The sequence below is a fragment of the Pseudoduganella sp. R-31 genome (assembly GCF_049913235.1).
Lineage (GTDB): Bacteria > Pseudomonadota > Gammaproteobacteria > Burkholderiales > Burkholderiaceae_D > Rugamonas.
Genome location: NZ_CP183986.1, coordinates 6,721,039 through 6,745,821 on the forward strand (window position 1 = coordinate 6,721,039; position 24,783 = coordinate 6,745,821).

Annotated in this window: 13 protein-coding genes and 3 rRNA genes; 6 read left to right on the plus strand and 10 right to left on the minus strand. The window is 61.1% G+C overall.

Translation table 11 applies throughout. The features are described from left to right. The first annotated feature begins 53 nt into the window (after nt 1-53). From ACN9MY_RS30670 to ACN9MY_RS30685, 4 genes are all read left to right on the plus strand, one after another. Nucleotides 54-2,936, plus strand: a complete 2,883-nt coding sequence (locus ACN9MY_RS30670) for a hypothetical protein (protein ID WP_426336612.1) — start codon at nt 54-56, stop codon at nt 2,934-2,936. Continuing rightward, complete coding sequence (locus tag ACN9MY_RS30675; RefSeq protein ID WP_426336613.1) at nt 2,906-3,067, plus strand: hypothetical protein; 162 nt, start codon at nt 2,906-2,908, stop codon at nt 3,065-3,067. Before ACN9MY_RS30670 ends, ACN9MY_RS30675 begins: the two co-directional genes overlap by 31 nt. Beyond that, entirely contained in the window at nt 3,064-4,704 is a 1,641-nt protein-coding gene (locus tag ACN9MY_RS30680; protein WP_426336614.1) for an SWIM zinc finger family protein, read from the plus strand. The genes ACN9MY_RS30675 and ACN9MY_RS30680 overlap by 4 nt, the downstream gene beginning before the upstream one ends. Nucleotides 4,705-5,011: 307 nt before the next feature. Then, a complete protein-coding gene (locus tag ACN9MY_RS30685; protein ID WP_426336615.1) occupies nt 5,012-6,889 on the plus strand; it encodes a reverse transcriptase domain-containing protein in 1,878 nt (625 codons plus the stop codon). Nucleotides 6,890-6,944: 55 nt separating this feature from the next. On the opposite strand, the gene ACN9MY_RS30690 is transcribed toward ACN9MY_RS30685, so the two are convergent. From ACN9MY_RS30690 to ACN9MY_RS30710, 5 genes are all read right to left on the minus strand, one after another. Further along, nucleotides 6,945-8,672 carry a M4 family metallopeptidase gene (locus tag ACN9MY_RS30690; protein WP_426166181.1) on the minus strand — a complete coding sequence of 576 codons (1,728 nt, stop codon included), beginning with the start codon at nt 8,670-8,672 and terminating at the stop codon, nt 6,945-6,947. 211 nt (nt 8,673-8,883) lie between these two features. Next, nucleotides 8,884-10,596: a lactate permease LctP family transporter gene (locus ACN9MY_RS30695; RefSeq protein WP_426336616.1), complete on the minus strand. Its 1,713-nt coding sequence runs from the start codon at nt 10,594-10,596 to the stop codon at nt 8,884-8,886. A gap of 70 nt (nt 10,597-10,666) precedes the next feature. After that, the gene (locus tag ACN9MY_RS30700) at nt 10,667-12,112 is read right to left on the minus strand and encodes a LutB/LldF family L-lactate oxidation iron-sulfur protein (protein ID WP_426336617.1); all 1,446 of its coding nucleotides are present in this window, start codon (nt 12,110-12,112) and stop codon (nt 10,667-10,669) included. Then, nucleotides 12,109-12,810, minus strand: coding sequence for a LutC/YkgG family protein (locus ACN9MY_RS30705; protein WP_426336618.1), 702 nt, complete (start codon nt 12,808-12,810; stop codon nt 12,109-12,111). Before ACN9MY_RS30705 ends, ACN9MY_RS30700 begins: the two co-directional genes overlap by 4 nt. Continuing rightward, complete coding sequence (locus ACN9MY_RS30710; RefSeq protein WP_426336619.1) at nt 12,807-13,619, minus strand: (Fe-S)-binding protein; 813 nt, start codon at nt 13,617-13,619, stop codon at nt 12,807-12,809. Before ACN9MY_RS30710 ends, ACN9MY_RS30705 begins: the two co-directional genes overlap by 4 nt. Before the next feature lie 108 nt (nt 13,620-13,727). Here ACN9MY_RS30710 and ACN9MY_RS30715 point away from each other — a divergent pair, with 108 nt between their 5' ends. Then, complete coding sequence (locus ACN9MY_RS30715; RefSeq protein ID WP_426336620.1) at nt 13,728-14,423, plus strand: FadR/GntR family transcriptional regulator; 696 nt, start codon at nt 13,728-13,730, stop codon at nt 14,421-14,423. Nucleotides 14,424-14,503: 80 nt separating this feature from the next. Here the strand turns inward: ACN9MY_RS30715 and rrf are convergent. From rrf to ACN9MY_RS30730, 3 genes are all read right to left on the minus strand, one after another. Next, nucleotides 14,504-14,616, minus strand: a 5S ribosomal RNA gene (gene rrf, locus ACN9MY_RS30720). Between the two features lie 84 nt (nt 14,617-14,700). Beyond that, nucleotides 14,701-17,572 (minus strand): 23S ribosomal RNA (locus ACN9MY_RS30725). A 226-nt stretch (nt 17,573-17,798) separates the two neighbouring features. Then, nucleotides 17,799-19,329, minus strand: a 16S ribosomal RNA gene (locus ACN9MY_RS30730). The 16S, 23S and 5S rRNA genes sit together here, the layout of an rRNA operon. 465 nt (nt 19,330-19,794) lie before the next feature. On the opposite strand from ACN9MY_RS30730, the gene ACN9MY_RS30735 reads away from it, so the two are divergent. Further along, on the plus strand, nt 19,795-21,735 hold the full coding sequence (locus tag ACN9MY_RS30735; protein ID WP_426319671.1) for a sigma-54-dependent Fis family transcriptional regulator: 1,941 nt from the start codon (nt 19,795-19,797) through the stop codon (nt 21,733-21,735). A 5-nt stretch (nt 21,736-21,740) separates the two neighbouring features. Here the strand turns inward: ACN9MY_RS30735 and ACN9MY_RS30740 are convergent, their stop codons facing one another. Both ACN9MY_RS30740 and ACN9MY_RS30745 read right to left on the minus strand, forming a co-directional pair. Continuing rightward, a complete protein-coding gene (locus ACN9MY_RS30740; RefSeq protein WP_426336621.1) occupies nt 21,741-22,892 on the minus strand; it encodes a porin in 1,152 nt (383 codons plus the stop codon). Nucleotides 22,893-23,066: 174 nt separating this feature from the next. Next, complete coding sequence (locus tag ACN9MY_RS30745) at nt 23,067-24,782, minus strand: PQQ-dependent methanol/ethanol family dehydrogenase (protein ID WP_426337667.1); 1,716 nt, start codon at nt 24,780-24,782, stop codon at nt 23,067-23,069. Nucleotide 24,783 lies beyond the last annotated feature (1 nt).

Consider the following 24,783-nt stretch of genomic DNA (forward strand, 5'->3'; position numbering starts at 1 on the left):
AAAAAGACGCCACCATCCATTGCGAGATTGAGCTCTGCGAAGTGGCGGGCGCAGTGGCAGGATCTCCTGGCCGCTACCTGGTCAACCTGCGCCAGGGCCGCACCGGCGAAGAGTGGCGCGAAAGCACGCGCACTCCGCAGCCGGTCGACTGGCAAGCCGCCGAAACCCTGTTTGAACTGGCGCTGATCGAACGCGCTGCGCAAGGTTTCGTCGACCCGGCAACCGCGCCCGAACCGGCCCTGCCGCAAAGCGCGGTATCCGCTCCAGCCCCGGCGCAAACGCCATCCGATCCTGCCGCCGTCGCGCTGCTGCAGCAACTGCAAGCGGGAAACTGGAAAAAGCTGGACCAGCACCACCGCAACCGGGTCATCTGGCGCATCGGCGAACGCCGCCTGCGCGGCGCCGTCCCCGCCATGGTCGACCTGATAGCGCGCGGCGACGTCATGCAGGATTACTGCCTGGCCTGGGCGATCGGCCGCTGCGGCGATGCCGGAGCCGCCGTCGCCATGCAGGAGCTGCACGCGCGCGGCCGCAGCGATGCCGTGCGCCGCATCGCCCTGCAAGCCTGGCTGATGCTGGCCGACGGCGCCGCACTGCAGGCGCACGCGGCCCGCTTGCTGGCCGACTGGCCGGCAGTCCTGCGCAACGCCTGGGACCAGCAGGATGAAGAAAAATTTCTGTCGATTGCCGCCGGCGACGACGAGTGGCAAGGCCTGTCGAAGTCGGACTGGCTGGAGCAGTTGCACCAGGTGGCCCTCAGCCAGCCGATGGCGCGCCGCCTGCTGCGCACCCACCTGAAGCGGATGCGCCTGCGCGCCGGGACTTTCCGCGCCGTGCGCCATATCTACAAGGCAGCCGAGATGGCCGGCGATGCCGAGCTGTGGGGCCTGATCCAGCAGCGCTTTGACACCGATACCCATACCAGCAGCAGCCAGTGGATTTATGTGCGCCGCGCCTACGTCAAGTACGCGGAGGAAGCCTCGCGTCCCGACAGCAAAGTGGCTTACGGCCTGCGCACGCGCGACTACCTGCGCCGCCGCGGCTGGCGCACATTGCGCCGGCTTGCGGAGGACGGCGACGCGGCCTACGTCCGCATGGCGCTCGGGGTCCTGGCTGCGATGGATGACAGCGACGCCGGCCAGGCAAGCGCCCGCGGTGGCCGTTTCTACGACAGCTACAGCTACTGGATGGTCTTCAACCGCATGCTGCGCGCGCGCGGCCATTGGCTTAGCAACCGCCCGGGCACGAGTTGGTACCAGCCGCACCCGATCCAGCCCGACGACAGGCGCCAGGAAGCCTTCCCCGAGCTGTGGGATGCGCAGCCGCAGGCCCTGCTCTCGCTGATGCAGCAAAGCCGCTGCGCCGGCGTGCACGAATTCGCGGCGCGCGCGCTGGCCGACAACAAGGCCTTCTGCGCCGCCCTGGAGCCGGACGTGATCCGCGAGCTGTTGCGCAGCCCCTACCTGTCGACGGCACGCTTTGCCTTCCAGGTGGCGCGCCAGCGCTTCGAACCGGGCATTCCGCCAACCGAGTGGCTGCTGCTCCTGATCCAGTGCACCTTGCCGGAAGCGACCCAATACGCGCTGGACTGCATCGTGCGCGACCCGCTGAACTACGCTGCCGACCCGCTGCTGGTCGCGACCATCGCCTGCGCTCCGCTGGAGGCGGTACGCCGCCAGGGCCGCATGTTGTGCCAGGTCGCTGCGACCTTGCCAGGCCAGGCTCCGGCCATTGTCATGCAACTGCTTGACTGGCTGGACAACTGCGCCGACATCGACGATGCGCGCAACGCCGTGCCGCCGATTGGAGCCGACCTGCATTGGCTGATCGAGAATCCGCTGCGCGATGCCGCGGCAGGCGCACCGTACGAACGCCTGCTGCAACTGCTTGGCCACGCGCTGGCTGCGGTGCGGCTCCTGGCCTGCCAATGGCTGATCTTGCATCCCGCGCCCACCGGCATGCTGCCCGGCTCCAGGCTGGCCATGCTGCTGAAGGATGAAGATGCCGAAGTGCGCGGCGCAGCGGTACGCCTGTTCGGCACGCTGCCGGACCAGGTGCTGTGCGCGCAGTCGGAGCTGATCATCGCCTTTGCCACCAGCGCCGAGGCAAGCGTACGGCGCGGCGTCGATCCGGTCATCCAGCGCCTGAGCGTCGCCGATGCCGGCTTCCGCCAGGCGCTGCTGGCCGGCCTGCTCGACGCGCTGTTCCGCAGCGAAACCGGCGAAGGCATGCATGCCGACCTGGTGGCCTGGGTCACCGGTCCCTTGAAGGATGAGGAACAACTGGCCGATACCGCCTTGCTGGCGCGCCTGCTGGCTGCGCGCAGCAAAGGCGCCCAGCTGCTCGGTGCGCGCCTGCTGCCCGGCTTCCGCCCCGAACAGTTTGACGTCGCGGCCTGGGCCGCTTTCGGGCGCAACCCCACGGCCAGCGTGCGGCAATGGGCTTTCCAGGCTTATCGTTCCGCTCCTCAGCGCGTACGCAGCCAGATGGAGGCGGCGCTGCGCATTTTCGACAGCCGCTTCGACGACAGCCGAGAGTTCGCCTCGGCCTTCTTTACCGAGGCCTGCACCCGCGACGACTGGACGCCGCTGCTGCTGGTAAACCTGTGCGACCACCAGGACCCGGCGGCGCAACGCTTCGGCCGCGCCATGATCACCAGGCATTTCGACGTCGGCGACGTGACCGAGCTGCTGGATAAGCTGAGCCAGCACCCTTCCGCCAATATGCAGCTGTTCGTCAGCTCCTGGCTGGAAAGCGCCTGCGCCGGCGACGTGCACAAGCTGCAGCGCATGGAACCTTACTTCCTCAGCGTGCTGTCGCAAGTGAATCGCGGCCGCGTCGTGAAAAGCCGCGTGCAGGCGTTCCTGCGCGCGCAGGCCGAACTGTCGGAGGAAATCGCCGCCTTGTGGCCAGGGTATTTGCACGCCAGGTGCTGACAGTCGCCATCGCCGACAAGGCGCAATACATCGAAGGCCTGCGCACCATCCAGCAGCGTTATCCCGGGCTGCCGGCAGCCATCACGATCCATACGCCAGCAGCCATCGCCGGCCGGGGAAGCAAGACATGAGATTCCAGTACCGCTACTACGGCGAGACCTACGTCAGCAACAGCGCCGCGTCGACCGATATGCGCTTCGTGCCGGATACCCTGCGCGCACCGACCCACTTCGTCGCCGACATCAACAAGCACATTCCTTTCCGCGAGGCGATCTCCGCCCTGCACGATGTCGTGGTCGCCGACCAGCGCTACCAGCCCAAGGACAAGACAGCCTACAAGGAATGGGTAGCGCAAAACGAAGGCATGATGCTGGCGCAGTTCCAGGCCCGCGGCAGCGAGCTGAAAGAGCAGTTGCAGCCGCTGCAAGCTGAAATACGTGCGCTGCGCGAGCGCAAGTCGAAGCTGATGAAGCCCTTCTACGATGCGCAAGCGCGGTACTACAACTACCTGTACCAGACCAACCGCGAACTGTGGATCGCGCTCGACCCGGTCATTACCGTGCATCCGGACCGCGTTTTCTTCGAGTGTTTCAGCCGCGACGAATCGAGCTACGCCTCGCTCAGTTGTAGCCACAATGTGTTCGACCACATCGGCGACTTCGCTTGCGGCACCACCAATATCGACTACTCGGAAAGCCTGTACGGCGAATTCCAGAAGATTCGCGACTACAAAAGCACCAGGCTGTCGATCGATCCGGGCGGCTTCCACGTCAGGACCGCCGACGATCCCGAATTCATCGAAGAGAAAATCGACGTGCCCGACACCTGGGTGCGCGGCTTCCTGCAGGTCAGCAGCGCAATGAACATGGTGGCGCGCCGGCTGGACCTGCACCCGATGGACGTGCACAACTTCTGCCTGCAGATGCGGCGCAAGAAGGAGCGCGTCGGTCCGCGCTCGATCCGTTTCGTGCTGGCGCCGGGAGAACCGGTGCGCGCGGTGTTCGAACCTTGGAACGAGGAAGTGGTTTGCCGCCGCTCCATCTATCAGGGCAACGTGGCGGAAGAAGTTCGCGTCTGGGGCCGCCGCCGCCTGATGCTGCTGGAGCGCCTGATTCCCGTCGCCCAGAGCTTCACTGTGCACCTGATGGGCAGCGGCCTGCCAAGCTTCTGGATCGCCAATATGCCCGGCATGCAGTTCACGCTTGGGCTTTCCGGCTGGACCGCCAACGACTGGTCGCATGCCGGCCAGTTCGATTTGCTCGCGCCGCGCGGCGAGATCGACAACGACAGCAAGAAAAAAGTCTTTGCCGCGCTGGGCAAGCGCTGGTTCGCCACCAGCGCCCAGTTGTCGCTCGACACCGGCCTCGATCGCATGCTGGTCGAACGCGCGCTGACCCTGTACACCCAGGCCGGCCGCGTGATCTACGACCTGGTGAATGAAGTCTACCGCCTGCGCGAACTGGCGCGCGAGCCGCTGCCGCTGGACACGCTGCGTTTCGCCAGCCCCGAGGAGGAGGAGGCCCGGAAGCTGGTCGCCCTCCATGCAATGAGCGGACACGCCGTGGAAGCGGTTGCAGACGGCAGCATCCGCCTGAGCGCACAGGCAAAGCAAGGCGACCGCCAGTACCAGGTCATGCTGCGGCTGGATGCCGACGAACGCATCGTCGATGGCGCCTGCCAATGCAACTTCTTCACGTTCAACCGCATGCACAAAGGTCCTTGCGCGCACATGCTCGCGCTGCGCATGTCGCGGCAGCAGGCGGCTTGAGGATGACGATCGATATGAAAAAAGCAAATGAACTGATATACTCGTTCCAGCAAACACGGCGGGATGGCTCTTGCAACCCGAACGGTGGATCGCCGTTCACGTATTCAGCTCTTCCCATGCGCCACTGGCACGCTCTTCACAGTGCCATACTGACACCGGTGCCGCAAGACGGTGTGACTGCCCTGCAGTCCATTCGCAGCACCGGTGTCGTATGGCATCGAGTGGAGCGCCCCAGTCTTAAAGGCTCTTCGATGACAATCCCGCCGTGTCTGCATCTTTCGCGCTCGCCTCGCCAGGAGGCCATGCAATGAGCGCCACCGAATCCAGCCCAGTCACCACGCGCGCAGAATTGATGGAGCGCCTGCGTAACAGCTCGCGCCAGGAAGTCGTGCTGGGCGAGATGCAGCGCCTCGGCTTCTGGCCTGCCAATACCGGCGAGCCTACCGAACTGGAAGAAGTCGTCAAGCGTGAAGCTGAACTCAGCAGCGCCCTGCACCGCCTTGGCCAGGAACTGCGCACCATCCAGGACCCGGAACAGGCTCTCAAGGCGATGCGCAAGGAGCGCATGGCCAAAGCGCGGCAACGGCGGGAAGAGACCCGCCAGAAGCGTGCGCGCGAACGTTTTGAACGCGCGACGGCCTGGCATCAGCGCCAGTCCACCGAACTGCTCTACCTGGGCGAAGGCGTTTCCGCCGGCCTGAATCACGCCGAGAGCAATGCCGAAAAACTGGCGCGCTGGTCGCTGCCTGCAATGAACAACGCGAGCGAACTCGCAACCGCCATGGGCATCACGCTGCCCGAGCTGCGCTTCCTGAGTTTCGAGCGCCGCGTATCGCGCATCAGCCACTATCGCCGCTTCGCCATGCCGAAGAAAACCGGCGGCGAACGCATCATCTCTGCGCCGCTGCCGCGCGTGAAGCGCCTGCAGTATTGGGTGCTGGACAACATCCTGGCCAAGGTGCCGCTGCACCCTGCCGCGCATGGGTTCATCCCAGGCCGTTCGATTGTCAGCAATGCCCACCCCCACGTGGGCAAGTCCGTGGTCATCAACCTGGACCTGAAGAATTTTTTCCCGTCCATCAGCCTGCCGCGCATCAAGGGCGTGTTCAGGGAGCTGGGCTACAGCGCACAACTGGCCACCACGCTCGGGCTGGTTTGCACGGAGACGCCCGTTGAAGAAGTCAGCGTGGACGGCGAAAGATTCTTTGTCGCCACCGGCGAGCGCGCCCTGCCCCAGGGCGCTCCGAGCAGCCCGGCGCTGACCAACATCCTGTGCCGGCGTCTCGACGCTCGCGTGCAAAGCTGCGCCGCAAAGCTTGGCTTCACCTACACCCGCTATGCCGACGACCTGACCTTCTCCGGCGATGCCGCCGCGCGCAAGCTGGCCGGCAAGCTGCTATGGCGCGTCAAGCAGATCATTGCCGACGAAGGCTTCACGCCTCACCCGGACAAGCAGCATGTCATGAGCGATGCGCATTGCCAGAGCGTGACCGGCATCGTGGTCAACAAGAAGCTGTCCCTCGACCGCGATACCTTGCGCCGCTTCCGCGCGACCCTGTTCCAGGTCGAAAAAGACGGCCCGGCCGGCAAACAATGGAACGGCAATGAAAACGTGATCGATGCGCTCGAAGGTTACGCGCAGTTCATCAAGATGGTCGACGCCGAGAAAGGGGCACCGTTACTGCAACAGGTGCGGGCAGCCCGCGCGAAATGGACTGCGCAAGCGCCGGCAGCAAGCGCACCTGTCGCCCGCCGCAGCAGCGGCTTCCGCGCTTTGTCGGCGCAAGGCAAGGAACCGTGGGCCGGCTTCTGGCAAGCGGCAATACCGGCTGCGCCCGTGCTGGAGAAAACGCAGGAGCAGTTGACGCAGGCAAAAGCCGCTGCAAGGCAAAAGCCTGCTGCGCCCACAGGCTCTCCTTCGAGGCCGGCGGCAAGGCCGGCTACCACGCCGCAGCCTCCTACGCGCGAAAGCCGCGGGATGTTCACCGGACGTCCATGGGTGGCTATCCTCATCCAGCTCTACTTCGCCACGACCTTGTGCCTGAACTTCCGCACGCCGATTCCATTCGTCGCCGCCGTGGTACTTGCAGTGCTGGCATGGCGAAATTTCAGTGCCGGCTGGCCGCGCTATTTCTTCACCATGTTCGTAGCGGTGATTGCGACGGTCGTGCTGCGGCACGCTTAAGCCGAAAAAAAAACCGCCAGGTCACCCTGGCGGTTCTCATGCAGGGACGCGCAGCTTATTCAGCGACGTCTGCACCCACGTTGATCGCGGCGTAAGCGCGCATGGCCGCCTTGGCCTCAACGCTGCCAACGCCATACAGTTCCTGCGCTGCTGCCACGACTGCTGCACGTGCGTCAGCATAGGTCGAGCCGGAAGTCAGCTTGGTGGTGTTGGCCTTGAACCAGATGCGATATGCCTTGTCGATGCCGATGCCGGTCATGTTCTTCGGGGCCTGGGTCAGGTACTGGGAGTAGTAGTCGCTGGTGGACACCGAGCTCGAACCCATGGCCAGGAAGTAGAACATGCGGTTGTTAGGGCCGCTGCTGTAGTGCGGGTCCAGGCGCTTCAGGGAAGTGCTCCATGCATTCGGGCTCTTGCCGTCCTTGCTTGGCTTGTACAGCCAGCGCAGCGGGGTACCGGTCTTCGAGATTTCCTTGCCCATCATCCAGTCGTTGCCGGCGTTGACAACGCTGCCGGTGCCGCCGTTGCGTGCGTAGGCTTCCACCGCTTCGCCGTTGATGTCGGACGAAGATTCGTTCAGGCCGCCGGACTCGCCGCGGTAGGTCAGGTTGGACGTTGCAGCGGTCACGCCGTGGCCCATTTCGTGGCCGATCACGTCGATCGAACCAAGGCTGTAGAAGCTGGAACCGTCGCCGATGTACATGCACTTGCAGGAATCGGTGTAGAAGGCGTTGTCGTAAGCGGTGCCCACGTGTACGGCGATGTAGGTTGCGGTGTTGTTACCGTCCAGCGACTTCCAGCCCAGCACATTGCTCATGGTGTCGTAGGTGTTCTGCAAGCCCCACAGCGCATTGACGGCAGCGGTCTGGCCGTTGGCGTTGGTGGTGCTGCCGCCGGAAATGTAGTTCTGGCCATCGCCCCAGACGTTGGTGCTGTTGGTGTAGATCACGCCCGGAGTCGGGTTGGAAGTCGAAGCGTGGTTGGCATTGGTGATTGCAGCACCGCCGAACTGGCCGCCGACGCCGCGGGTGGAATCGAGCATCTGGTAGGTGGTACCGGACAGGGTGGTCTGGATCGGCACGTCGCCGTTGTACTGGCTATGGCCGGTGCCGACCACGCTCTGCACCATGCTCCACTGGTCCAGCAGGCTGCCGTCCCTGGCGTTCACGATGGTATTGTGGAAAACGGCTTCCTGTCCCTTGGTCATGCGGGTCTTCACCAGGTAGGCGAGCTGGTAGCTGCCCACCACGTCTTTCACGTCCAGTGCATTCAGGTCGGCTTCGGCCTTGGTTTCGGCGCCGGCAACGCGCACGGTCTTCATGACGGGGAAGATGATCAGTTCAGCGGACGGCGGGTCGATGTGGCTGGCGGCTGCCGGCAGGGTTGCCATTGCCTTGGAAATGGCGGCGCTGCCCGACAGGGTTGGCTTCACGTCGAAGCGCTTGGCAGACAGGCTGGCGCGGCGGTCGGTCACCGATTCGCCAACGATACTGCCGGCCTTGTCGGTCACGATCACGGACTCGGATTCGAAAATGCGCACGCCCTTGTAGGTATGGCTCATGCGGCTGATCGCCTGGCCTGAAGCGCCCGGATGCTGGGAGGCGATGCTGTAGCCGTGGTCAGTATCCAGGCCGAACTTGCCGCGCTCGCCGTTCAGGGTTGCCAGCAGGCGTGCCTTTTCCTGGGCGGAGAATGCGACTGGGCTGGCCATCATGCTGGCGGCGCCAGCCTGTGCTGCTACAAGGGTGATCGCTGCCGCGATCAGGGTCTTGCGAATCTTCATTTTTGCTCCATTAGTCCCGTGATTGTCTTGTGTTTTGTCGTCCGGTTTCTCCGGCTCGAATACCAACACTAGCTAGGTTGCATGGAGCTAGTCAACGTTTGCACAAAATTGAGACAACCTTCTGTTGTATGTCGTATTTGAGACTTTCGAAAGAAAATGGCCTGCCTTGCCTTCATTCGCAAGACAGGCCTGGACCAGTTTGCGGCCCGCGTCAGTGCGGCACCATTCCGGGGAACACATAGGCCTGCAAGACCGTCATCAGGCCCACGATGGCGGCAAACAGCAGGCTGTGTTTGAGCGTGAAGCGGAACAATTCGGACTCCCGCCCGACCAGGCCCGTGGCTGCGCAGGCAACGGCAATCGACTGCGGCGAAATCATCTTGCCGGTCACGCCACCGGTGGTATTCGCGGCCACCAGCAAGGTATCGGATACGCCAACCTGGTGCGCGGTGGTGTTCTGCAGGGAGCAGAACAAGGCATTCGACGAGGTATCGGAGCCGGTCAGGAACACGCCGAGCCAGCCGAGGAAAGGCGAGAAGAACGGGAAGGCCGCGCCGGTCCCGGCCAGCACCAATGCCAGCGTGGAGGACATGCCCGAGTAGTTGGCGACGAACGCAAACGCCAGTACTAGCCCGATCGACAGCACGGGGCGGCGCAGTTCAAGGACGGTGTCACGCAAGGCCCGCAAGCCGTTGCCCAGGCTAAAGCGCAGCAAGACCATCGACAGCAATGTCGAAACCAGGATCGCCGTGCCGACGGCCGAGACCAGGTCCAGCTTGAAGACCGCCTCATATGCCTTGGGCGCTGCGACGATCGGCGCCATCTTGACCACCATCATGTCCAGGTATGGGACGTGAAATTTCAGCACTGTGCCGGCCAATGCGCCTTTGGCAGCGAACAGCGCCTTGAACTGCGGCAGGCTCCACACCGTCACCACGGCGGTCAGCAGGCCGAATGGCGCCCAGGCACGCACCGTTTGCGCGGTGGTGTATGGCGATTGGCTGCGGCTGCGCGGCTGCGTGCCCGCTGCCGCAGCACCGCCGAACGGCGACATGGCCGCCGTGCCGCCGCCCATCGAAATGGTATTGCGTGCCCCGGCCTTGGCGCTGGCGGGCTGCCATACCTTCAGGAAGCCGGTCAGGGCGCCCAGGCTGACCAGGGCGGAGGTGATGTCCGGCAGTTCCGGGCCTATATAGTTGGAGGTGATGTACTGCGTGACGGCGAAACTGCCGCCGGCCACCAGCGCTGCGGGCCAGGCCTCCTTGATGCCGCGCTTGCCGTCCATCATGAACACCAGCCAGAAAGGCACCAGCAGCGACAGCAGCGGCAGCTGGCGGCCGGCCATGGCGCCGATGTTCATCGCGTCGAGGCCGGTGACCTGCCCCGCAACGATAATGGGAATGCCCATGGCGCCAAAGGCTACCGGCGCGGTATTGGCAATCAGGCACAGGCCGGCCGCGTACAGCGGATTGAAGCCCAGGCCAACCAGCAGCGCGGAAGTGATCGCCACAGGTGCGCCAAAGCCTGCCGCCCCTTCCAGGAAGGCGCCGAAGGAAAAGCCGATCAGCAGCATCTGCAGGCGCTGGTCGTCCGTAATCGATACCACCGACGCGCGGATGATTTCGAGCTGGCCGGTACGCTCAACCACCTTGTACAGGAACACCGCGCTGATAATGATCCATGCGATGGGCCACATTCCGTAAGCAAAGCCGTAGCCCGCAGCAGCCAGCGCCTGCGGCACCGGCATGCCATAACAGAAAATCGCGACCGCAAGCGACAATGCCAGTGTCACGGCGGCGGCGACATGGCCTTTGAGGCGCCAGACTGCCAGCGCGACAAAGAAAAAGAGAATGGGAATGGCGGCGACCAGGGCCGACAGCGCCAGGCCGCCCAACGGGGCGTAGATCTGGTTCCAGGTTTGCATTTGACTCTCCTCCAATGGTTTGAAATTTTTCTTATGCCGGCGCCAGGCGCCGTAATGGGTGCAACAATCCTTATTCCGCCTGTCCCCTTTCCCGCAGCAGGTCGGACAGGCTGCGCCGAGCGGGCACCAGCGGTGCACGGTGGCGCGTCCACCCCAGTTGGGAGGACGGAGCGAAGTCTCGCAGCCGGGTCGCCAGCCAACGGAACCAGCGATAGGCCGAGGGGCGCGCGAAGGCGCCGCTCCAGAAGCGCCACACCAGCCGGTCACCGCGGCTGAAGCTGGCCCCCTGGCCGCGCAGGGGATGCTCGACCTGCTGCGCAGGATCGCGATTCGCCTCGGTGCGCAGCCGCACCAGCAGCGACGGAATCGGAATGCGCACCGGACATACTTCGGCACAGGCGCCGCACAGGCTGGAAGCTGTCACCAGGTCGGCCGTCTCTTCCAGTCCCAGCAGATGCGGGGAGATGATCTTGCCGATCGGCCCCGGATACGTGGTGCCGTATGCATGTCCGCCCACCCGCTCATATACCGGGCAGTGGTTCATGCAAGCGCCGCAGCGGATGCACTGCAAGGTGGCGCGCAACTGCTGGTCGGCATAGGCCTGTGTGCGGCCGTTATCGAGCAGGACCACATGCATTTCGCGCGGACCATCCAGTTCGCCGGCGCGGCGCGGACCGGTGATCAGGTTGAAATAGGTGGTAATGGCCTGGCCGGTGGCCGAGCGTGTCAGCAGGCTCGCCAGCGGCACAATATGCTCCAGCCTCGCCACCACCTTCTCCATGCCCATCAGGGCGATATGCACATCCGGCACCGTGGTCGACAAGCGGCCGTTGCCCTCGTTCTCCACCAGCCACAGGGTGCCGGTATCGGCTGCCGCAAAGTTGACGCCGGACAGGCCGATATCCGCATCGGCGAATTTCTGGCGCAGGCTGCGCCGGCCTGCCAGGATCAGCGTGTCAACATCTTCGGTATAGGGCGTGCCGGGCAGGTGGCGTTCGAACAGGGCGCCAATCTCGGCGCGCGTCTTGTGCAGGGCCGGCATGACGATATGCGAGGGCTTCTCCTGCGCCAACTGCACGATGTATTCGCCCATGTCGGATTCGATACAGCCGATGCCGCGTTCAGCCATATAGTGGTTCAGCTCCACCTCTTCGCTGGCCATCGACTTGCCCTTGACGATACTGCGGGCACCGTGGCGCTGTGCGATTTCATGGATGATGGCGTTGGCTTCGTCCGCCGTGGCGGCCCAGTGCACGTCCACGCCTAACGCCTGCAGGCTGGATTCGAACTGCACCAGCAGGTCCGGCAGGTTGGCCAGCGCATGCTGGCGTATCGCTTCGCCCAGGTCGCGCAGCTGTTCCAGTTCGCCAGTGTCGGGGAATTGGTTGCTGCGCTTGGCCTGCAGGAAATCCATCGCGCCGCGCATGCTGGAGCGCAGGGCCTGGTCCTGCAAGGCTCCGCTGACCCGCTCGCGAAAGTCGGCAGGCGAAACAAAGTGCATTGGCCGCGCGTTCATGCCTGCACCTCCCTGTCGTCATCAACGATCACCACCCACAGTGCGGCTGGCCCGTGCGCGCCGTAGGCCAGGGTTTGCTGGATATCCGAAGTTTTTGAAGGGCCCGATACCAGCACCAGGTTGGTCGGCATGCCTGCGCACCAGCGCTCGGCGTGCACGGCCGCATGCAGGTCGGCATGCAGCGTGCTCGCATACACCAGCGCCACGTGCAGCGGCGGCACAAGCGATACGGTACGCGGCGTGCCCGCATCGGGCGCCAGCACCAGCGTGCCGGTGGTGGCGATTCCGGAACGCGCCACGGTAAAGCCTGCATCCACCGAGGAGAACAATGAATCCTTCCACGCTTCCAGCGGCTGCGCGAACGAGAGAGCCTGCATGCCGGCTGGCAGTGCGGCGGCAAGCGCCGTGCCTTCGGCTGTGGCATGGTCGAGCAGCAAGCGCTGCACGCCGGCCCGCCCAAGCTTGCCGACCAACAGTGCGGGCCATTTCGCGGCGCTGCTGCGCCAGACTTCCGTGCGCACCGAAGTCATGACGCGCTCCATGACGTCCGCTCGCTGCTTCGGCGAGGCTGCGCGCAGGGCGCCATGTGCATGATGCTGGCTGATGCGCGACTCCACGTCGCGGCTGTCCGGCGTCGCGGCCGGCGCGGCAATGCGCAAGGCGCCCAGGATGCGCTCGCGGCTACCCATGCTGCTCATTGCGCACCTCCATCCTGCTCCGGCGCGGCGGCATGACCGTTCAGGCGGCGCCACAGGAAGCTGGCCATATGCTCCACTTTGAGCGGCGCTCCCTGGTGCTGCGCTGCATGACCGATATTCAGCAGGCAGCCGCAGTCGGCAGAAACCAGGCGCGTGCAGCCTGTCGCGCAGGCCGCAGCGATCTTGTCGGCGACCATCGCGCCGGAAATGTCGGGATGCTTGAGCGAGAAGGTGCCGCCAAAGCCGCAGCACTCCGATTCGCGCTGATGCTCCACGCGTGTCACGCCAGGCAAGGAGTCGAGCAATGCCACGCCATGCTCCCTGGTGCCCATTTCGCGCCGGGCGCCGCAAGAGGTGTGCAGCACCACCTTTTCATCGCCCTGCGCAGGCGCAGCCTGGAAGTCGACGTGCAGTACATGCAGCAGGAATTCGCTCAGTTCGTAGATCCGACCTGCAAGCTCGCGTGCCTTGGCGGCAGCCTCCGGATCATCTTTGAACAGTTCGGGCCAGTGATGTCGCATCATGCCCGCGCAAGAGCCGGACGGCACGACGACAGGCCATGGCTGCGGGAACAAATCCAGCTGCGCGCGCGCCACGGCTTGCGCCTGCTCAGGGTTGCCGCTGCTGTAGGCAGGCTGGCCGCAGCAGCTCTGGCCGCGCGGGAAGTGCACGGTCACGCCTTGCTGCTCGAGCAGGCGTACCGCATCGAGTCCCGCTTCCGGCATGAACAAGTCGATCACGCAGGTACCGAACAGGTACACATGTTGATGGCGCTGGCTTGCCAGCGATGGGTAGTGTCGGGGCCTCATGGCGCGTCTCCTCTGTTTTGCTTATTCCGTCGACAGGTCCCATAATTCCCGCATGCCGGCGGCGCCGCAAACTGGTTGGACCATGGGCCGCAAAAGGAGATCGCCAAGATGAAAACAAGCGGGCTGGTAGAAGAGGTTCAACGCCAACTGGAAGTGGCGCTGCTGGATGGCCGCTATCCCGCCAACGCAAAGCTGCCGTCCGAGCGCGTGCTCGCCGAGCAGTTCTCAGTGTCGCGCAATACGATCCGCGAGGCGCTGCAAAGAATGGTGGCACGAGGCCTGCTGCGCAGCCGCCCTGGCGCGGGCATGTTCGTGGGCGATCAACTACGCACCGGCAGCGCATCGCCGTGGGCGCAACTGGTCGTCGATCATCCGGTGCTATTGAGTGAGGTGCTGGAATTTCGCCGTGTGCTGGAAGGCGCCACGGCCTATTACGCCGCGCTGCGCGGTACTGATGAAGAGTATGCCGGCATTCGCGCCCTGCTGGCGGGACTTGAGCAAGCGCGCCAGGACGATCACGCCGCGAAGGAAGCGGCACTCGACGCGGAACTGCATGCGGCCATCGCACTGGCATCTCACAACAGCATGTTCCTGCACCTGCATGCCAGCGTGCTGGGAATACTGCGCGAACACATTACGCTGAATGGCTCCAATTTGCGGGCACTGGATGACGAGGTATCCGGCCAGCTATTGCAGCAGCACCGCGCAATCTGCCAGGCCATTTGCGCGCGCAAGCCCGAGGCGGCGCGCACCGCGATGCAAGCGCATATCGACTACGTGGCGGGCAAGCTGGAGGCGGCCTGACTGGTCCAACCAGTAACCCATCGGACGCGCAAAACAAAAAGCCCGCCGGCATTCATGCCTGGCGGGCTTTTCTAATAAGAGCCTGACGATAACCTACTTTCACACTGGTTGCAGCACTATCATCGGCGCAGAGTCGTTTCACGGTCCTGTTCGGGATGGGAAGGGGTGGGACCGACTTGCTATGGTCATCAGGCATGACTTGTCAACAATCGTGGAAGAAGTAAAGTTGGGGTAGTGTTCTCAAACACGGTAAGTGCTACATAACCGTCAAGGTTATAGGGACAAGCCGTACGGGCAATTAGTATCAGTTAGCTTAATGCATTACTGCACTTCCACACCTGACCTATCAACGTCCTGGTCTCGAACGACCCTTCAAGGAGCTCAAGGCTCCGGGAAATCTCATCTTAAGGCAAGTTTCCCGCTTAGATGCTTTCAGCGGTTATCTCTTCCGAACTTAGCTACCCGGCAATGCCACTGGCGTGACAACCGGTACACCAGAGGTTCGTCCACTCCGGTCCTCTCGTACTAGGAGCAGCCCCCTTCAAATTTCCAACGCCCACGGCAGATAGGGACCAAACTGTCTCACGACGTTTTAAACCCAGCTCACGTACCACTTTAAATGGCGAACAGCCATACCCTTGGGACCGGCTACAGCCCCAGGATGTGATGAGCCGACATCGAGGTGCCAAACTCCCCCGTCGATATGAACTCTTGGGAGGAATCAGCCTGTTATCCCCAGAGTACCTTTTATCCGTTGAGCGATGGCCCTTCCATACAGAACCACCGGATCACTATGTCCTACTTTCGTACCTGCTCGACTTGTCGGTCTCGCAGTTAAGCACGCTTATGCCATTGCACTATTAGCACGATGTCCGACCGTACCTAGCGTACCTTCGAACTCCTCCGTTACCGTTTGGGAGGAGACCGCCCCAGTCAAACTGCCTACCATGCACTGTCCCCGATCCGGATCACGGACCAAGGTTAGAACCTCAAACAAACCAGGGTGGTATTTCAAGGATGGCTCCATAGGAACTGGCGTCCCTACTTCAAAGCCTCCCACCTATCCTACACAGATTGGTTCAAAGTCCAATGCAAAGCTACAGTAAAGGTTCATGGGGTCTTTCCGTCTAGCCGCGGGTAGATTGCATCATCACAAACACTTCAACTTCGCTGAGTCTCGGGAGGAGACAGTGTGGCCATCGTTACGCCATTCGTGCAGGTCGGAACTTACCCGACAAGGAATTTCGCTACCTTAGGACCGTTATAGTTACGGCCGCCGTTTACTGGGACTTCAATCAAGAGCTTGCACCCCATCATTTAATCTTCCAGCACCGGGCAGGCGTCACACCCTATACGTCCACTTTCGTGTTTGCAGAGTGCTGTGTTTTTATTAAACAGTCGCAGCCACCAGTTTATTGCAACCTTTTCGCCCTTCCACAGTAAAGTGGTCAAGCTACCGAGGCGTACCTTATCCCGAAGTTACGGTACCAATTTGCCGAGTTCCTTCTCCCGAGTTCTCTCAAGCGCCTTAGAATACTCATCTCGCCCACCTGTGTCGGTTTGCGGTACGGTCTCGTATGACTGAAGCTTAGAGGCTTTTCTTGGAACCACTTCCGATTGCTTCGTGAGCAAGCTCACTCGTCCCAGTCCCTTGAATTACGCGCCCGGATTTGCCTAAGCGCCTTCTATGAACCAGGAACTGCCTATTCCAACAGGCAGACAACCTTCCGCGATCCGTCCCCCCATCGCATCATACGACGGTGCAGGAATATTAACCTGCTTCCCATCAGCTACGCATCTCTGCCTCGCCTTAGGGGCCGACTCACCCTGCTCCGATGAACGTTGAACAGGAAACCTTGGGCTTACGGCGTGCGGGCTTTTCACCCGCATTATCGCTACTCATGTCAGCATTCGCACTTCTGATACCTCCAGCATCCTTTACAAGACACCTTCGCAGGCTTACAGAACGCTCTCCTACCATATCCTTACGGATATCCGCAGCTTCGGTGACTGGCTTAGCCCCGTTACATCTTCCGCGCAGGACGACTCGATCAGTGAGCTATTACGCTTTCTTTAAATGATGGCTGCTTCTAAGCCAACATCCTGACTGTTTTAGCCTTCCCACTTCGTTTTCCACTTAGCCAATCTTTGGGACCTTAGCTGGCGGTCTGGGTTGTTTCCCTCTTGACACCGGACGTTAGCACCCGATGTCTGTCTCCCAAGCTCGCACTCAACGGTATTCGGAGTTTGCAATGGTTTGGTAAGTCGCGATGACCCCCTAGCCATAACAGTGCTCTACCCCCGTCGGTGATACTTGAGGCACTACCTAAATAGTTTTCGGAGAGAACCAGCTATTTCCAAGTTTGTTTAGCCTTTCACCCCTATCCACAGCTCATCCCCTAATTTTTCAACATTAGTGGGTTCGGTCCTCCAGTGCGTGTTACCGCACCTTCAACCTGGCCATGGATAGATCACTTGGTTTCGGGTCTACACCCAGCGACTGGCGCCCTGTTCGGACTCGATTTCTCTACGGCTCCCCTATCTGGTTAACCTCGCCACTGAATGTAAGTCGCTGACCCATTATACAAAAGGTACGCCGTCACCCCTTACGAGGCTCCGACTGTTTGTATGCACACGGTTTCAGGATCTATTTCACTCCCCTCCCGGGGTTCTTTTCGCCTTTCCCTCACGGTACTGGTTCACTATCGGTCGATTACGAGTATTTAGCCTTGGAGGATGGTCCCCCCATGTTCAGACAGGATTTCTCGTGTCCCGCCCTACTTGTCGTACGCTTAGTACCACCGCTTGGATTTCATGTACGGGGCTATCACCCGCTATGGCCAGAGTTTCCAATCTGTTCCATTATCCAAACGACTATCACGTACAGGCTCTTCCCATTTCGCTCGCCACTACTTTGGGAATCTCGGTTGATTTCTTTTCCTGCAGCTACTTAGATGTTTCAGTTCGCCGCGTTCGCTTCACACACCTATGTATTCAGTGAGTGATGACCTATAAGGCCGGGTTTCCCCATTCGGAAATCTTCGGATCAATGCTTGTTTGTCAGCTCCCCGAAGCTTATCGCAGACTTCTACGTCCTTCATCGCCTGTAATCGCCAAGGCATCCGCCATGTGCACTTATTCACTTGTCCCTATAACCTTGACGGCTATCAGTTACAAGCACTTACTACTGTGTTTGATGAGTTTTACTACTACCCTAAGTAATATCTTTCGATATCGCTTAATAAAACTTTTACTTCTTCCAGATTGTTAAAGAACGATGAACATAAAGTTCAAACCTAAGCGTGGTCGCTTACGTTTGAAATCTTGTTCCAACAGCCGATAAGTGTGAACGTTTGAGTCTGATGCCGACTCTAGAAAGGAGGTGATCCAGCCGCACCTTCCGATACGGCTACCTTGTTACGACTTCACCCCAGTCACGAATCCTACCGTGGTAAGCGCCCTCCTTGCGGTTAAGCTACCTACTTCTGGTAAAACCCGCTCCCATGGTGTGACGGGCGGTGTGTACAAGACCCGGGAACGTATTCACCGCGACATGCTGATCCGCGATTACTAGCGATTCCAACTTCATGTAGTCGAGTTGCAGACTACAATCCGGACTACGATACACTTTCTGGGATTAGCTCCCCCTCGCGGGTTGGCGGCCCTCTGTATGTACCATTGTATGACGTGTGAAGCCCTACCCATAAGGGCCATGAGGACTTGACGTCATCCCCACCTTCCTCCGGTTTGTCACCGGCAGTCTCATTAGAGTGCTCTTGCGTAGCAACTAATGACAAGGGTTGCGCTCGTTGCGGGACTTAACCCAACATCTCACGACACGAGCTGACGACAGCCATGCAGCACCTGTGTGCAGGTTCTCTTTCGAGCACTCCCGGATCTCTCCAGGATTCCTGCCATGTCAAGGGTAGGTAAGGTTTTTCGCGTTGCATCGAATTAATCCACATCATCCACCGCTTGTGCGGGTCCCCGTCAATTCCTTTGAGTTTTAATCTTGCGACCGTACTCCCCAGGCGGTCTACTTCACGCGTTAGCTGCGTTACTAAGTCAATTAAGACCCAACAACTAGTAGACATCGTTTAGGGCGTGGACTACCAGGGTATCTAATCCTGTTTGCTCCCCACGCTTTCGTGCATGAGCGTCAGTTTTGACCCAGGGGGCTGCCTTCGCCATCGGTGTTCCTCCACATCTCTACGCATTTCACTGCTACACGTGGAATTCTACCCCCCTCTGCCAAACTCTAGCCTCGCAGTCTCCATCGCCATTCCCAGGTTAAGCCCGGGGATTTCACGACAGACTTACGAAACCGCCTGCGCACGCTTTACGCCCAGTAATTCCGATTAACGCTTGCACCCTACGTATTACCGCGGCTGCTGGCACGTAGTTAGCCGGTGCTTATTCTTCAGGTACCGTCAGCAGTCGTGGATATTAGCCACGACCTTTTCTTCCCTGACAAAAGAGCTTTACAACCCGAAGGCCTTCTTCACTCACGCGGCATTGCTGGATCAGGGTTGCCCCCATTGTCCAAAATTCCCCACTGCTGCCTCCCGTAGGAGTCTGGACCGTGTCTCAGTTCCAGTGTGGCTGGTCGTCCTCTCAGACCAGCTACTGATCGTTGCCTTGGTGAGCCTTTACCTCACCAACTAGCTAATCAGATATCGGCCGCTCCAGGAGCACAAGGTCCGAAGATCCCCTGCTTTCATCCTTAGATCGTATGCGGTATTAGCGTAACTTTCGCTACGTTATCCCCCACTCTTGGGTACGTTCCGATATATTACTCACCCGTTCGCCACTCGCCGCCAGGCCGAAGCCCGCGCTGCCGTTCGACTTGCATGTGTAAAGCATGCCGCCAGCGTTCAATCTGAGCCAGGATCAAACTCTTCAGTTCAATCTCTGTTTTTCGATATTGCTACCGAGGTCACTCACTCAAAATACTGACGAAATCTCTTTCGAGATTTACGTTTATTTTGTGCGAGCGTTATAACGTATATTTTGAGCATCGGACCCGAAGGTCCGGGCATATCGTCAAACGCCCACACTTATCGACTGTTGATTTTTAAAGATCGCTGCCTTGTATTGTCGACGAAGCGTTGTGTTCGTCAGCAGCAGAGAAGCGAGATTATGCGGTACAGCGTGCAACTCGTCAACCCCTTCTTTTTCGCTTCGCTGCGTTGTCGTTTGACTGCGCTGCGTTGCGAGGGACAGAACTATAGCCGACCGGCTCCCAGAGCGCAAGGGGTATCTGGCATCTTGTTTGCTTGCTTAACAATGTAACGCGTCTGGCAATCTGCTTTTGTTCAGTTTTGACACAGGTGCTACATTAAGGAAAGCCACAAAGGCTGCTGGGGGAGACATGCAACAGGAAACTGTTCCAAATGTGAACAACGCAATCATCGAGACTGCGCACCTGCGCTCACGCACTTATGGCCTCGATCCGTGCAGCGACGTAGACCTGGGCCCCATCGACCGCTGCTCCCTATCCCATATCATTGAGCAGAACCGCTTGTTGCACACGCATGCCGTGCCGGCAATGGAAACGCTCTACCAGCAGATCGTGAACACTCACAATATGGTGATCCTGACGGACGCCAAAGGTGTGATCCTGCACTCCCTTGGCGACGAGGACTTCCTGGAGAAGGCCAATCGGGTCGCCTTGCAGGCCGGCGCCACCTGGTCCGAGCAATGTAAAGGCACCAATGCGATCGGCACCGCCATCGCCGAAGCCAAGCCGGCCCTGGTGCATGCTGATCAACATTTCCTGCAAGCCAACCACTTCCTGACCTGTTCCGCGGCACCAATTACCGACCATGCCGGCAATGTGATTGGCGTGCTCGATGTCTCGGGCGACCAGCGCTCCTTCCATAAGCACACCATGGCCCTGGTACGGATGTCGGCCCTGATGGTGGAGAACCAGCTGTTTGCCGCCGCTTTCGAAGACGTCATTACCCTGCACTTCCACGCCCGTGCTGAATTTATAGGCACCCTGATGGAGGGCATCGCCTCATTTACCCCCGGCGGCCGCTTCATCGCAGCCAACCGCGCCGGCCTATTCCAGCTTGGCCTGTCGTTCGCGGCGCTGCAGTCCCATACTTTCAGCTCCCTGTTCGGCCTTCCGGTGTCGGCGCTGTTCGACCATTACCGCACTGCGGCGCCGGGACTGCTGGACCTGTGCCTGCATAGTGGCGTGCGCGTGTTCGGCCGCGCCCAGCTTCGGTTGGCCAACAACCACTTCCAGCACCCGATCATTTCGGCGCGCGAGGAAAGCCACCCGGCGCAGACCAATCCGGCCCACACGGCGCGCCGCCTGTCCGGCCTGCGCTACCTGCGCACCGGCGACCAGCAGCTTGAGGCGGTCATCGACAAGGTCACCCGCGTGCTGGGCAAAGACATCCCGATCATGATCATGGGGGAGACTGGCACCGGCAAGGAATTGCTGGCGCAAGCCATTCACAACGACTCGCCGCGCGCCCAAGGGCCATTCGTGCCGGTCAACTGCGCCTCGATTCCAGAGACCCTGATCGAGTCGGAACTGTTTGGCTATGAGGACGGGGCGTTCACCGGTGCGCGCAAGAAGGGCGCAGTCGGCAAGATCCTGCAGGCGAATGGCGGCACCCTATTCCTCGACGAAATTGGCGACATGCCCTTCCCATTGCAAGCCCGCCTACTGCGCGTGCTGCAGGAACGGATGGTCACGCCACTGGGCAGCGACAAATCGATTCCGGTAAATGTGGAAGTAATCTGCGCCACCAACCACAACCTGCGCGACCGCATGGCCAAGGGCCTGTTCCGCGAAGACCTGTATTACCGCCTGAACGGGCTGGTTGTGAAATTGCCGCCGCTGCGCGAACGCACCGACCTCGAGACCGTGGTCAACAAGATCCTGACGACCGACAGTGGCGGCAAGCGCTATACCGTCGCGCCAGACCTCATGCAGCTCTTCCTGCGCCATAAATGGCCGGGCAACTTCCGCCAGCTTACCAACCTGCTGCGCACCGGCGTGGTCATGGCCGGCGACGAGGACGAGATCGGCCTGCAGCATATGCCGGACGATTTCCTCGACGACATGCGGGAGGCCCAGGTGGAGTTTCCTGTTGCTGCTGCCGCTGCCCCTGCCGCCGCCAGCGTAGCCGCCACTGCGGCCACCATGCCTTGCACCGGCGCGCGGCTGGAAGACATGGAGCAGGCCCTGATCGTGCGGACCCTGGAAGCGCATGGCGGCAATGTCTCCGCCACGGCACGCGCCCTGGGCGTTTCGCGCAACACGATCTACCGCAAACTGCCCCATCTCAAGTAGGCCGGTTAGAAGAACAGGATGCCGCCGAAAGCGGCGCCATTCATCTTTGCCTCGCCACCGGTGAAGGATTTCGAGCGGGTCTGCCCCACTTCGCCCACCAGTGTTATTGCGCCGGTCAGCGCGTAATAGGCGCCAGCCGTGAGGTTGGCGTTCGACTTCAACCCGTTCGTTCCCGCAGTGTTGTCGTCGTTCTTGCTGATGCCATACCCTAGGCCCAGCTTCAGCTTTTCGCTAGCCTTGAACGTGCCCTGCAACAGCCAGTGCTTGCTGCGCACATTCCCCTGGTCCGCATCCGACAGCACACCGAGGCCCTTGCCGCCCTCGTAGTTCGCCAGCAGTCCGAAGGCACCCTGCTGGAACGAAGCTCCCGCCTCCCATCCGGACATGGTGAAGTCGCTGGCCCCGACTGCGACCGCCTTGAACTTCTGCGACTTCGCCCCGATCCACGCCTTCAGCAGGCCATCGGCGTAAGTCAGCTGGGCCTGGACCTGCGGATTGGAACGCGTCGAATACTGTGCCGCAGACACGATTGGTGAATCCGCCACCGGATTGAACACGCCGGCATCGACGCTGAACCCGGACAGCTTGGGCGAGCTGTATGCCATTTGCCCGTAGTAGCCAACGTAGGCATAGCCCGCACCGATATGGCCCAATGAGACCCGGCCGCGCTGGGTAGCCTGCACCGGTGCGCCGGCGCCGATCAGCGTCATGTCGCCGAAGATGGCGTTGGCGCCGAAGATGCCGTTGTCCCGCCCCAGCTTGAAAGTCCCCAGGTCAGCATTCCCGAAGCTGAAATACGCCTGGCGCACGTCGACTTCACTGTTCTGCGCGATGGCGCTGTCGGTTGCCGTTGCGTGATAGATGCCAATGTGCGCCTTGATGTCGAAGCCGGACTGCTTCGTGGTGGCTGAAGTAACCAGTCCATTCGGCAGCAAGCCGTTGCCGATGGTGGTGCGGCGATCTTCTCCACCGCAGCCGATGCCTTCAGTCGCCAGCGCCAGGCCGCCCACTGCATCGCCGCTGCACGACACATACGTATAGTACGCGTTGACGATGCCGCCAACATTCACGTTCCAGTCGCCGGCCTTGATATCCACGGCATGGGCTGCTGGGGCCAGCATTGCGCCGGCAGTGGCGGCAAGCACGATCTTCTTCATTGTTGTCTCCTCGGTTTGATTGATGGATGCTGCACAAGGGACAGGGCAATTTGCGTGCCGGTTCGGCGCGCTAGGGAGCGTATGAAGAATTCGCTCCGACCTGCGCAATATCGGATCAGCGCTGTTCAAAAAAAAAGCAGCCCGCAGGCCGCTAATGCAACACATGGAGATCGTTTATTTCGGCGCCAGCTTGAAGACCCACACCGATCCGCCCTGTTCGAGCAGATTGACTTTCTTCGCCACTTCGCCGCCCCACAGCGGCACCGCACCGCCCCAGCCGGAAACCACGGCCACGTATTGCGTGCCGCCGTCCTGCCAGGTGATTGGCGGCGCCACGACGCCGGAGCCGGTCTGGAATTTCCACAGTTCCTTGCCGGTCTGCGCATCAAGCGCCTTCAGGTAGCCTTCCGGCGTGCCATAGAACACCAGGCCGCCGGCAGTCGCCATCGCACCGCCCCACAGTGGAGCGTTGTTCTTCACTTCCCACTTGATCTTGCCGGTTTTCGGATCGACCGCGCGCAGGGCGCCGATGTAGTCGTCGAACAGCGGCTTGATGGTGAAGCCCGCGCCAAGGTATGCACCGCCTTTCTTGTAGCTGATCGGCTCATTCCAGATGTCCATGCCCCACTCGTTTGCCGGAACGTAGAACAGCTTTGTCTGCGGGCTGTAAGCCATCGGCTGCTGGTTTTTCGCGCCAAGGAAGGCCGGCGCCGCGAAGACCGATGCGCCTTTCTTGCCTTCTTCGCCCTTGGTCGGGTCGCCGGGGCGACCTTCGACGATGTAGTTCGGACGGCCGGTCTTCAAGTCGATTCCGCTAGCCCAGGTGATCTTGCGAACGAAGGGGAAAGCGTTCTGCAGCTTGCCGTCGTTGGCATCGATCACATAGAAGAAGCCGTTGCGGTCGGCCTTGCCGCCATAACGCTTGCCATCCATGTCGAAGGTAACGAACTCGTTGGCGCCATCGAAGTCCCAGGCGTCGTTCGGCGTATTCTGGTAAGCCCATTTGATGGCGCCAGTCTTCGGATCAAGTGCCACGGTGGACGAGGAATACAGATTGTCGCCGGGGCGCAGGTGGCTGTTCCATGGCGCCGGATTGCCGGTGCCAAAGTATGCCAGGCCTGTCTTCGGATCGTAGGTTCCGCCCATCCAGGTAGACGCGCCGCCGGTCTTCCACAGCTCGCCCGGCCACGACTGGTTGACCGAGCCGGTAACGCCGGTCTCCGTTGCCTTGCCTTCGCTGTCGTACTTGTAGCCCATATGCCCCTCGACCGTCGGGCGCATCCACAGCAGCTCACCCGTCTTCGGGTCGCGGCCTTCCACACGGCCGACGATGCCGAACTCGCCGCCCGAAACGCCGGTCAGCAGCACGCCATTGGCGACCAGCGGCGCGGCAGTCATCGAATAGCCCGCTGCGTAGTCGTCCACCTTTTCCTTCCAGACTACCTTGCCGGTTTCCTGGTCCAGTGCGACCAGCTGCGCATCCAGCGTGCCGAAGATCACCAGGTTGTCATACAGCGCCGCGCCGCGATTGACCACGTCACAGCAAGGCATGATGGCGTCCGGCAGGCGATGCTCATACTTCCACAGCTTGCTGCCGGTCTTGAGGTCGATGGCGAAGATGCGCGAGTAGGACGCGGTCACGAACATCTTGCCGTTGTAGATCAGCGGCTGCGATTCCTGGCCGCGCTGCTTCTCGCCGCCGAACGAGAACGACCACGCCGGCACAAGGCGGCTGACGTTCTGCGTGTTGATCTGCTTCAGCAGCGAATAGCGCTGCCCTTCCGAGCCCATGCCGGAGGAAAGCACGCTGCTGGTGTCCTTCGCAGCGTTATCCAGCATTGTCGTGGTCACGCTGGCAGCCTGCGCCAGCGTCGCCGCCCCCAGCAGCATT

Bases quoted from the DNA above. Each gene is read 5' to 3' on its own strand.
- ACN9MY_RS30740 (WP_426336621.1), bottom strand. From the start codon at position 22,892: ATGAAGAAGATCGTGCTTGCCGCCACTGCCGGCGCAATGCTGGCCCCA.
- ACN9MY_RS30680 (WP_426336614.1), top strand. From the start codon at position 3,064: ATGAGATTCCAGTACCGCTACTACGGCGAGACCTACGTCAGCAACAGC.
- ACN9MY_RS30690 (WP_426166181.1), bottom strand. From the start codon at position 8,672: ATGAAGATTCGCAAGACCCTGATCGCGGCAGCGATCACCCTTGTAGCA.
- ACN9MY_RS30695 (WP_426336616.1), bottom strand. From the start codon at position 10,596: ATGCAAACCTGGAACCAGATCTACGCCCCGTTGGGCGGCCTGGCGCTG.
- ACN9MY_RS30710 (WP_426336619.1), bottom strand. From the start codon at position 13,619: ATGAGGCCCCGACACTACCCATCGCTGGCAAGCCAGCGCCATCAACAT.
- ACN9MY_RS30735 (WP_426319671.1), top strand. From the start codon at position 19,795: ATGCAACAGGAAACTGTTCCAAATGTGAACAACGCAATCATCGAGACT.
- ACN9MY_RS30715 (WP_426336620.1), top strand. From the start codon at position 13,728: ATGAAAACAAGCGGGCTGGTAGAAGAGGTTCAACGCCAACTGGAAGTG.
- ACN9MY_RS30700 (WP_426336617.1), bottom strand. From the start codon at position 12,112: ATGAACGCGCGGCCAATGCACTTTGTTTCGCCTGCCGACTTTCGCGAG.
- ACN9MY_RS30705 (WP_426336618.1), bottom strand. From the start codon at position 12,810: ATGAGCAGCATGGGTAGCCGCGAGCGCATCCTGGGCGCCTTGCGCATT.
- ACN9MY_RS30745 (WP_426337667.1), bottom strand. From the start codon at position 24,782: ATGCTGCTGGGGGCGGCGACGCTGGCGCAGGCTGCCAGCGTGACCACG.
- ACN9MY_RS30685 (WP_426336615.1), top strand. From the start codon at position 5,012: ATGAGCGCCACCGAATCCAGCCCAGTCACCACGCGCGCAGAATTGATG.